At 64.4% G+C, this 9395-nt stretch carries 14 protein-coding genes; 12 read left to right on the forward strand and 2 right to left on the reverse strand.

Features of this window, described 5'->3' with window-relative positions; genetic code table 11:
• A partial coding sequence (locus ACN0Q0_RS16655) for a phage minor head protein (RefSeq protein ID WP_417244400.1) occupies positions 1 to 501 on the forward strand: 501 nt, incomplete at its 5' end.
• Positions 502 to 524: 23 nt separating this feature from the next.
• Here ACN0Q0_RS16655 and ACN0Q0_RS16660 read toward each other — a convergent pair.
• Positions 525 to 797, reverse strand: coding sequence for an HNH endonuclease signature motif containing protein (locus tag ACN0Q0_RS16660; protein ID WP_417244403.1), 273 nt, complete (start codon positions 795 to 797; stop codon positions 525 to 527).
• Between ACN0Q0_RS16660 and ACN0Q0_RS16665 the strand changes: the two genes are divergently transcribed.
• The 6 genes from ACN0Q0_RS16665 (at position 693) to ACN0Q0_RS16690 (ending at position 3312) form a co-directional block, all read left to right on the forward strand.
• Positions 693 to 959 (forward strand): hypothetical protein, encoded by a 267-nt coding sequence (locus ACN0Q0_RS16665; RefSeq protein WP_417244404.1) that lies wholly within the window; start codon positions 693 to 695, stop codon positions 957 to 959. The genes ACN0Q0_RS16660 and ACN0Q0_RS16665 overlap by 105 nt on opposite strands.
• Before the next feature lie 186 nt (positions 960 to 1145).
• Entirely contained in the window at positions 1146 to 1520 is a 375-nt protein-coding gene (locus ACN0Q0_RS16670) for a hypothetical protein (RefSeq protein WP_343502135.1), read from the forward strand.
• Positions 1521 to 1587: 67 nt separating this feature from the next.
• The gene (locus ACN0Q0_RS16675; RefSeq protein WP_417244401.1) at positions 1588 to 2022 is read left to right on the forward strand and encodes a hypothetical protein; all 435 of its coding nucleotides are present in this window, start codon (positions 1588 to 1590) and stop codon (positions 2020 to 2022) included.
• 2 nt (positions 2023 to 2024) lie between these two features.
• The gene (locus ACN0Q0_RS16680) at positions 2025 to 2414 is read left to right on the forward strand and encodes a hypothetical protein (RefSeq protein ID WP_343502137.1); all 390 of its coding nucleotides are present in this window, start codon (positions 2025 to 2027) and stop codon (positions 2412 to 2414) included.
• A gap of 24 nt (positions 2415 to 2438) precedes the next feature.
• Complete coding sequence (locus ACN0Q0_RS16685; RefSeq protein ID WP_343502138.1) at positions 2439 to 2915, forward strand: hypothetical protein; 477 nt, start codon at positions 2439 to 2441, stop codon at positions 2913 to 2915.
• A 10-nt stretch (positions 2916 to 2925) separates the two neighbouring features.
• On the forward strand, positions 2926 to 3312 hold the full coding sequence (locus ACN0Q0_RS16690; RefSeq protein ID WP_343502139.1) for a hypothetical protein: 387 nt from the start codon (positions 2926 to 2928) through the stop codon (positions 3310 to 3312).
• Positions 3313 to 3623: 311 nt separating this feature from the next.
• Here ACN0Q0_RS16690 and ACN0Q0_RS16695 read toward each other — a convergent pair whose 3' ends face one another.
• Positions 3624 to 3881, reverse strand: coding sequence for a hypothetical protein (locus ACN0Q0_RS16695; protein ID WP_343502140.1), 258 nt, complete (start codon positions 3879 to 3881; stop codon positions 3624 to 3626).
• Positions 3882 to 3901: 20 nt separating this feature from the next.
• Here ACN0Q0_RS16695 and ACN0Q0_RS16700 point away from each other — a divergent pair, with 20 nt between their 5' ends.
• The 5 genes from ACN0Q0_RS16700 to ACN0Q0_RS16720 all read left to right on the forward strand — a co-directional run.
• The gene (locus ACN0Q0_RS16700; protein WP_343502141.1) at positions 3902 to 5881 is read left to right on the forward strand and encodes a hypothetical protein; all 1980 of its coding nucleotides are present in this window, start codon (positions 3902 to 3904) and stop codon (positions 5879 to 5881) included.
• Entirely contained in the window at positions 5878 to 6564 is a 687-nt protein-coding gene (locus tag ACN0Q0_RS16705; protein WP_343502142.1) for a hypothetical protein, read from the forward strand. Before ACN0Q0_RS16700 ends, ACN0Q0_RS16705 begins: the two co-directional genes overlap by 4 nt.
• Positions 6561 to 7148 (forward strand): hypothetical protein, encoded by a 588-nt coding sequence (locus tag ACN0Q0_RS16710; RefSeq protein WP_343502143.1) that lies wholly within the window; start codon positions 6561 to 6563, stop codon positions 7146 to 7148. The genes ACN0Q0_RS16705 and ACN0Q0_RS16710 overlap by 4 nt, the downstream gene beginning before the upstream one ends.
• Positions 7141 to 7584, forward strand: coding sequence for a DUF6950 family protein (locus ACN0Q0_RS16715; protein ID WP_343502144.1), 444 nt, complete (start codon positions 7141 to 7143; stop codon positions 7582 to 7584). The genes ACN0Q0_RS16710 and ACN0Q0_RS16715 overlap by 8 nt, the downstream gene beginning before the upstream one ends.
• Positions 7574 to 9395, forward strand: a 1822-nt coding sequence (locus ACN0Q0_RS16720; protein WP_417244402.1) for a hypothetical protein, incomplete at its 3' end; no start/stop codon positions are given. The genes ACN0Q0_RS16715 and ACN0Q0_RS16720, both read left to right, overlap by 11 nt.

The raw sequence follows: 9395 nt of genomic DNA on the forward strand, positions 1-9395 counted from the left end.
CTGGACGTCCGCTACTTCACACGCACCCTGCGCGACAAGCGGTTCGACAGCGTCGTGCGCAAGGCGATTGAGGCGGGCCAGCCGTTGAGCGTCGCCGACATCGAGCGCATCACCGGGCGCTACTCAGACCGCCTCCTGCGTGCCCGGGCGAAGACCATCAGCCGGTCCGAGGGAAACCGGGCCATGAACGCCGGGCGCGCCGAGGGTGTGGTCCAGATGATCCAGCGGGGGGAAATCCTCCCCGAGCACGTCACCATCATCTGGGACGCTACCCCGGGGCCCCGCACGCGGGACAGCCATCGGGCGCTGAACGGTCATACTATCAAGTGGGGGGAGTTCTTCGTCTCGCCCGTCACGGGCGCGCTGATGCGCTGGCCTCACGATGAGAATGCGCCGGCGGCAGAGACGGTGAACTGCCGGTGCTCGGCGCGGTTCCGCATCGACTGGAAAGCGGTAATGCTGTGGCGGCGGAAGTTGGACCGGCTGGCAGCTTCGGCTTGAGGCGCTGATCTGGCGAAGCCAGATCAATCCGCGTCCTTCGGAAGGGGCGCCTGTTCTTTCACTCTCTCACCAGTTTCCTCAGCAAGGCGCTTTTCGAGACGTTCGAGGACGTGGATGAGACGATGCTCGCTCGGAGTTACAAACCTCAGATTTGAGAGGTCTGACGTGCCTCCTTCGCTTATAGGACGAATGTGGTCTATCTCGAGGAAACCGAACGTCATCTCAAGCCGGTGGATGATTTCCGCGTTCATGCTCCGACCGCTCTTCTCGGCTGCAGCCTTTATCCGATCCCGCATCCCGTCTGGAAGGCGAAGCATGAACTTGTCTTGCTTATCGCTTGGATAGGTATGTTCAGACATGGGTTCGATTTAGCCATGGAGAGGGACGTTGACGTGATGATGTCGAGTCGCTATCACGTTGAGGCGGCCGAGCACAAGGAGAGCGTTCTGAAGAAATAGCCTAGCCGAGAGGCTGACTGCTTCATAGTCCGTTTCCCGGACGTTTTTCGCAACGCGATCAAGGCAGAGGCTGCAAGGAGAGAAAGTGGATGCCAATTAACGCATCCGCATAAAAGTAAAGGCCGCCGGGAGCATCTGACCTCACCCAGCGACCTTAAGAAATCCACGTGCAAAGGGAATTTCACATTGAACATGACATCTCGGCGCGGATTTATCAAGTCCGCGCACGTCGCCGCCCTCGCGGTAGCAACCCCAGCCACTGCTGAGCGGGGAAAGTTTTTCGCAAACTCGGAGAAAGAAGACCCGATCCGTGCAACCCTGAACCGGTGGAAGTGTGTTCGCGCTCAGTGGGGTGAGGCGCCCGAGGGCAGCGCGGACGACAAGGCGCTCTGGACCAAGGCCGAAGACCTAGCGCAGCGCATCCAGGAAGCCACGCCGCGTACGCATGATGGCGCCGTTGCGCAGCTCGAGTGGCTGCTCGCAGACAGCACCGAAGCGGACTTCCAGTACGGCCACCGCGAGGCGCTGGAGCTTGCGGTCGAGGCGCTCAAGCGAGCCTGACAAGGCAGTAACGGCAGCAAAGCAGGGCGGTTCCTTCGGGGGCCGCCCCTTCCGCATTGAGGCATGCATGACCCAGACCTTCGCCGCCGACGTCCGGCGCATGACGGAGAAGGCTAAGGCCAACATGGAGTTCGTCTTCAAGGCGTCGGTTCAGGACGTGAGCGAGATCATGACCCGCAGGCAGGCGAGCGTGACGGACACGGGCGGTACCTTCCAGGTGGGTCTCGTCCCGGTCGATACCGGCGAGCTGATCAACAGCGTGGAGGTCAGCGTGAACGGCGCAATCACCGGGCAGGGCGCAAACAAGGCGCCGCCGGACTTCGTGGCATCGCTCGGCACGCTCCGCTTGGGCGACGTGGCCGAGATCGTCTTCACGGCGGAGCACGCGAGACCAATGGAATATGGCGCCACCGGCAAGTTCGAGGGCCGGTTCTTCGTGAGGCACGCCGTCCAAAACTGGGGCGTCATCGTCGACCAGAACGCTCGGCTCTTCGAGGATTGATCATGAGCATCACCGCGGGGCATCAGGCCCTCATCCGCCGGGTGGTCACGATGGCCGACCCGCCCAACATCGCTTTGCCCAACGGGCCTGGTAAAGGCCTGCCGCGCTACGTGGTTCAGGCCGCCGGCGGCGCGCAGCAGCCCGCGACGATCTCGGGTAAGACCCGAGCCTTCCCGGAAATCGTCGTGCGCGTGGAGACCAAGGCATGGCCCGTCGGCCAATACGCGATCGAGAGCGACGCTCTGGTCGCGGCTCTCATCGCTCGCTTTCCGGTCGGCGTGAAATTCGACGGCGTCAAGATCGACCGCGCGCCCGAGGCGCGCACCGCGCTGCCGGTGACCGACGGCGTCTACTCTGTCCCGGTCATCATCCGGGGCACCTTCACCTTCTGACATCATGGCATAGGAGCTTAGACCATGTCGGACAGCCACATCGGAGCCACGCTCTACATCTCCACCACGCTTCCCGCGACCAACAACGCTGCCGGGTTCGAGGCGCTCACTTGGCTGCAGGTCAACGGCCTGATTCAGGAGCCGCAGCTCGGCAAAACCGATGCGATGATTGACGTGCCGAACCTGACCACCGGCTTCACCAAGGCAGTGAAGGGCGCGGGCACCGGCATGGATAGCCAGGCGCAGTTCGAAGACGTGGCCAGCGACGCCGGGCAGGCCGCCCTCATCGCCGCCGCCCAGAGCTACCCCGGCACCTGCGCGGTCAAGGTCGGCTATGGCACCGGCACGGACAACGCTCTGCAGTCCGGAGACCCTGTCGTCTATTCGCAGGGTGTCGCGCACAGCCATCAGCGCAACCAGGGATCGACGACCAGCTACAAGGGCTTCCAGGTGGGCTTCCGCCAGAACGCCACGGCTGTCGAAGCCACCGAGCCGGCATAAGGGGTAGATCATGGACCTGTCGAAACTTGACCTCCGCGCCGCCGTCACCGAAGGCGCTGAATTCGAGCTCAAGCACCCCGGCACCGGGGAGGGGCTTGGCGTCTTCCCGACCGTGCAAGGCTACGACTCCGAGGAGGTGGAGACCGCCGAGCGCGAGCTTCGCCGCCGGGCGAGCCGGGCAAAGGACAAAGAAGCAGCGATTGCCATCCTCGAGCGAATGCGCCTCGTGCGCGCTCAGGCCGCGCTCACCGGCCTGCGAGGTGGGTCGGGCGATACCGGCACTGTCGAGAAGCTGCGCGACCTGATGGCGAACCCTGGCTGGGTTTGGGTGATCGAGCAGATCGAAGCCTTCGCCGGAGATCGCGCGAGTTTTTTCGCCAGTGCCGAGGCGAACTGACATTCTGGGGGAAATGCCTTGGCTGGCTCCACGCAAAACCGAAGGGTTGGGAGCTGAACCGGATGCAGAAGAGCGGCGGGAAGGGCAGGTTGCCCGAAGTGCATCCGGCCGCGTCTGACTATCTCGCGCTCTTCACGCGGGTAGGTCCGGCGCACTCAAGCGGTATGGGGCTGTCGCCCGTCGCATACTCTGAAATCGCGATCGCTGCGCCTTGGGCGAGCGAGGCCGAGAGGCACCTGATCAGGGAAATGTCAGCCGCCTACCTTGAAGGCATCAGCCTCGGAGAAGACCCCTTCGGCATCCACCCGATGTCACAAGCAGACGTAGGTGACTAGGAACTCGAACCCCTTGTCAGTTTGGTACAACTGGTAGTGGGCGGTCTTCTCGACAGATGCGCAAGCGTCCTCTGCTAGGGCATCTGAAAGCGCCTGCGTCGGCTTTCGGATCCCGCCGGCTTCCTGCTGCTGAGCCTGCACCTTCACTGTGTACCCGTTGAAATCGAGGATGGCTGCCTGCTGTGCCAGTGCGGGCGTCGCCAGAAGTGCTGCAGCAACTGCAAGTACTCGCATAAATTATCTCCGAGGTCCAAATGGTTGATATTGCACGTCTCGGCATCGAAGCCGACAGCCGAGGAGTCGTCAAGGCGACGACTGACCTTGATCGTCTCGGGGATCAGGCTGTCGTTACCGGAAAAGAAATCGATGGCGTAACAAAGGCCACCAAGGGCTTCTCCACGATGTCGCCGCAGGCTCAGCACAACGCGAAAATGTTCGCATATCAGCTGAACCAGGTGGGGCAGCAGGGCGCCGTGACAGGTGACTACATGGGGGCTCTGTCGATTCAGGCGGCGGACATGCTGACGGTTTTCGGGCTTTGGGGGGTCTTGGCCGGAGGTGTCGTCGCAGTCATGGGGCCCATGGCGATGTCGCTTTTTGACTCGGCCGAGGCTGGCAAGGAACTGGAAGACCAGCTCGACAACCTCGCAGCTGCGGCCAAACGCTACCTCGATGCGAACGACCAAACGAGCCAGAGCTTCATGCTCGGAGATGAGTATGGCGAGATGGCTTCGCAGGCGAGGGAGCTATTCCAGATCGAGCGCGAGATTGCTGAGCTGCGTGCCAATGAGGCGATGCGGGCGGTTACGCGGACGGTTGCCAGCGAGCTTGGAGCGGGTGGCGCTATCGGGCTGGACCCGGCACAGATCAGGGACACGCAGGCCGCTGCAGCTGAGCTTCAGGCCGAGATTGACCGGCTCAGCGCTCAGACCATGGTGTCAGATGAGGCCTTCCGCCGGAACAACGATGCCATCGGCGAGATGCGGGACCAGTTGTCCAGCATGCGAGACGTGTCGCGCGGAATTGACGACCTCGCAGACAGCCTTGGCGTGACGGAGGAAGCTGCGCGCGAGATTGCGGCGCGATTTGCGGAGGTTGGTCAGGCTGAGGGGGCGAAGGCACAGGCGTATGCGATGCAGGAGCTTGTGGGTTACATCTTCAACGCGTCCGACAACCTCGCCGACGCGGAAGAAGAGGGGGAGGCCTTGTACGCGCAACTAGTGGAGGCGACTAAGCAAGCTTTCGCTCTTTCTCAGACCGAGATTGCTCCGCCTATATCTTTTGCGGCTGACGAGGCATCCCGGCTCGCGACCAATATGCAGAACTCGGCCGCTGCTTGGCAGGCGTATCGTGGGGCGCAAGACTTGGCCGCCATCGGCCCTGGCATGACCCGTGCCCCAGCGGGCGGTGGGATCGACCTCTATGACGTGGAACTTCAGGGGGACGGTCTTCTCCCTCCGCAGGCCGAGGGCTGGAAGCCGGCGAAGAAGACGCGCTCTGGCACCACCGCTGCGGACAAGGCTGCGCGCGAGGCGCGGCAGGCCGCCGACGCCTACGACCGCCTGAAGCGCAGCCTCGACCCGCTGGCCGCGATCAACGGCGAGTATGCAGACAACCAGCAGATCCTCAACGACGCGCTGGCGGCGGGCAAGATCACCGCAACGGATTTCGCGGTCGGCATGGCGATGGTCGACGAGGCCCATCAGAAGGCGATGGACGACCTCGAAGGCAGCACCGATCGCCTTCAGAACCTGCAGGACGGCGTGGCGGGCTTCGCCGACGCGCTCTTCGACAACAGCACCTCGATCTCAGACTGGGCTGCGAACGCGCTCATCGAGTTTGCCAAGGTGCAAGCGCAACTCGCCCTCCTGAAGGCCTTCGGCATTTCGACCGACGGCGTTGACGCGGGCAGCACCTTCATCGGCTCGATCATCGACGGCTTCCGCGCCGGCGGCGGGCCGGTCAGCGCAAACAGGGCGTATGTTGTCGGCGAGAAGGGGCCCGAGCTGATGGTCCCGCAGACGTCTGGGGTTGTCGTTCCCAACCATCAGCTGGGCGGGCAGGGCGCACAGCCGCAGTTCACCAGCGGTGAGCTGTTCCTATCCGACAACGGCTCAATCATGGGCCGCGTGCGCTACGAGCAGGCTCAGGGCCTCGCGTCGGCTGGTGCCGCGCAGAGAAGGCAGTTCGGCAGCACAGCGAACACATTCCGCGAGCGAGGCACGACCGGATGACACGTCCCCTTGTGACAGTGCCAGAGGACCTCATCGAGAGTTCGTCCTTCAACTGGGACATCGACTGGCGCGGTCAGCCTGGCGCGGAAAGCACGGCAGACACGACGCAAGTGGTCTTCAATCGCTTCCCGCGCTGGGTCGGCTCGCTCGATCCCACGCTCACCCGAGAGCTCATCGGTCGGTGGCGGGCGCTGCGCTGGTCGGCGCAAGGCCGGGCGGGCATCTACCGCCTTCCGATGCTTGACCCCGCCGTGTTCAATCGCCTGTCCGTCCTGTCGGCGCAGCAGGTGCAGCTTGGCAATCCGTTCTCGACCGGCTCCTACTTCTCGACCGGATCGGGTTTCTACCCAGGGCCTTACGTGGAGGCTGCGGAGAGCGCAGCAGCGGGCGCGTCAGAGGTCAGATTGACCGTCCCCATGCTCGGGCTTGTCCCCGTGCCAGGGCAGATCATCAGCGCGGACGATTGGCCAATGGGCGTGACCTATGTCATCCCTGAGGGCGGGGACACTTATCTGGTCGGCGTCCAGATGCCCCTCCGCGCGGCGATCACGGCGGGCGACGCGATCAGCCTCGTGGGCATCGGGCGCTTCGAGGTCACCGACGATCTGGCCGGGCGCGCAGCCTACGGCCAACACCTCATCAGCACCCCCAGCATAGAGTTCCGCGAGGTTCTCGCCCGATGACGTTCTTTCCGGAGAGCTTCAACCCGCGCAACCCTGTCGTGTGGGGCCTTGACCTTGTGGCGCTCGACACGCCGGACGGGATCGCGCGCTTCATGATCGGTACCGATGGCACCTTCACCGACAGCCTCGGGCGTCCCTGGTACGGCTCGCAGCTGCTGACCCTCTCGGGGATGGAAAGCGCGATCAACGGCGTGGCGCCGGCTGGCAAGGTCGGCATGGCCTTCCTGCAGGACCCGGACGGGCCGAACGTGATCGAAAGCCTGAAGGAATACGGCGCGGCCTATCTCGACGGGCGCTCGATCGATTTCTTCGTGCAGCCGCTGGCCGGCCCACACGAGTTCTCGGCCCCGACGGTGGCGCCCAGGCAGTGGGCCCGGCGCACGATGCGGACGATGGGCAAGACGCTCAGCGGTCCGCTGCAGCGCGAAATCTGGGTCGGCTTCGAGGCGTATAGCGAGAAGCGCCGCACCGCGCGGCGCATCGCGATGAATACCGAGGGGCACGCCGAGCTGATCGGCGAGGCCAACCCCTCGCTCGAGTTTCTTCCCACCAGCGAGTTCAAGGGGACCGTCTGGAATGACTGACATCATCCCCGCCGAGGTTCACGTGCCGGCGCTCATGCAGGAAATGAACCGGTGGAATCTGCGCGAATTCCAGTGGGGCGAAATGGACTGCGGCACGACTGTCGCCGATTGGGTGTGGCGTGTGAAGGGCGCGGACCCGATGGCGCACGTGCGCGGCATGTATGATAGCCCGGCAAGTTGCCAGAAGCTGCTCGGCGTTGTGACGGACCCTGTGGGGGCTTATGAGCGCTGCTTCGCGACCATCGGGGGCTTGCCCCGCGTAGACGCTCCGTCGCGCGGTGACGTGGCTGTGTGTGCACGATACGGCGAGCGCTTCCCCGTCGGGGCCATCTGGCTCGGCCGGCAGTGGATCAGCAAAGGCAAGGACTGCGTGACCTATCTCGATCCACGGATCGTGCGGCCGTTCGCCATCTGGGGGCTGGGTTATGCGGAATAACCTGCGCAGCTCCACGGCTTTGTCTCTGCCGCGGCCGGTCCACGCACCCCAGGCATTGGGCTTTGTTCTCGGCGCGGCCGGGGCGAGCACCGCGACCGTTGCGGCTGCAGGTGGGGCGTTCGCGGCGGCAACTGCCGGGGCAACCTTCGCGGCATCGGCCATTGGCGGCGCGGTGATCAACGCCACGATTGGCATCGGCCTTTCACTTCTCGCGCAGTCGCTCCAGCCTGCGGCGGCCATCGCCAAGCCTTCGGTGCAGATGCGCAATACGGCGCAGCCGGTGACCTATGCACAGTTCGCGCTCGGCAAGGTGCGCAACGGCGGCTTCCTCGCCTTCACCGAGAAGTCGGGCAAGTACCGCTACAACGTGGTGGTGATCGCGGCGCACCCGATCAACGGCATCGTCACGCACTACATCGACGAGCGCCCGGTCACCGAGCTCAACGTCTCGGACGACAACAGCATCAGCCAGCCCGACGTCGGCGGCAAGGGCAAGCTCTGGCCCTTCCTCGGCGCTCCCGGGCAGTCGCTGCACCCGGATGTCTACGCCAACTTCCCGCAGCTGACCTCGGCGCATGACTTCAAGGGCCTCTCGGGCTGCGTCGTGCGCGGCAAGGCGCCGGGCAACCCCGAGCACCTGCAGGAATATTACCCCGGCGAGGTCATCTGGGCCTATGCCCCGGTCTTCGAGGGCTTCACCGGGATCTACGATCCGCGCACGAACAGCACCGGCTACACCAACAATGCGGCCCTGATCATCGCCTGGTGGCTCACCGAGGTGCAGGGCATCGAGGTGGACTGGGATGATGTGGCGATCGAGGCGGACGTCTGCGATGAGGACGTCCTGCAGCGCGACGGTGTGACCACGCAGAAGCGCTGGACGATCAACACGGTGATCTCCGACGATCAGGACTTCGAGACCCAGCGCGCGCAGCTCTGCGCCGCCTGCGATGCCTTCCTCTACGAGCGCCCGGACGGCAAGGCGGGCTTCTACGTGGGCCGCTACATCGCGCCGGATGTGACGCTGACCGACACCGACTTCCTCAGCCTCAGTCCGAGCGAGGGGCAGACCGGCAGCAGCGCGCCGACCGAGATCGCACCGGAATACATCGAGCCCGACAACCACTACCGGGAGGTCCCGGGCGGCGCCTACGTGTTCACCGAGGCGGCGCGCCGGGTGCGCGAGACGCCGCAGCTCTTCGCGATCGACAACCACAACCAAGCGCAGCGGGTGGCCAAGCGCATCGGTCTTATGAAGCGGGCGCGCTGGAAGCTCGAGGGCACCATCGGGATGATCGGCTACGAGCTGATCGGCAAGCGCTTCGTGAAGATCGAGCACGCCGAGGCCGGGATCGATGCCGTCTTTGAGATCGGCAAGCTCGCCCGCACCAGCATCGGCACTTTCGACATCACTGCGCAATCGGTCGAGGCGTCTGACTTCGATTTCGACGCGGTGACCGAAGAGCCGGATCGGCCCGAGATCACGGAAGTCGCCGGCATTGATGACGGGGTCGATGACGTGACTGGCGTCACCGCAGTGAGCAGCGCGCAGGGCCAGATCACCGTCAGCTGGGCTGAGCAGGACGAAATCTATCAGCAGCGCGCGCGGCTGACCGACATCAATGGCGACGAGATCGTCCTGACCCAGACGCAGGATGACACCTCGCTGGTCTTCACCGGCCTGGTGCCGGGGGCAGATTACGTCGCCGAGGTCCGTAACCAGAGCGCCACCCGCAACGGGACATGGATCGCGGCAACGCCCGACGTTGTCACCGCCTCCGGCACTGCGCCCGCCGCTCTCACGGGGCGCA

It is taken from the genome of Celeribacter sp. (assembly GCF_048259695.1).
In the GTDB taxonomy this organism is placed as follows: domain Bacteria; phylum Pseudomonadota; class Alphaproteobacteria; order Rhodobacterales; family Rhodobacteraceae; genus Celeribacter.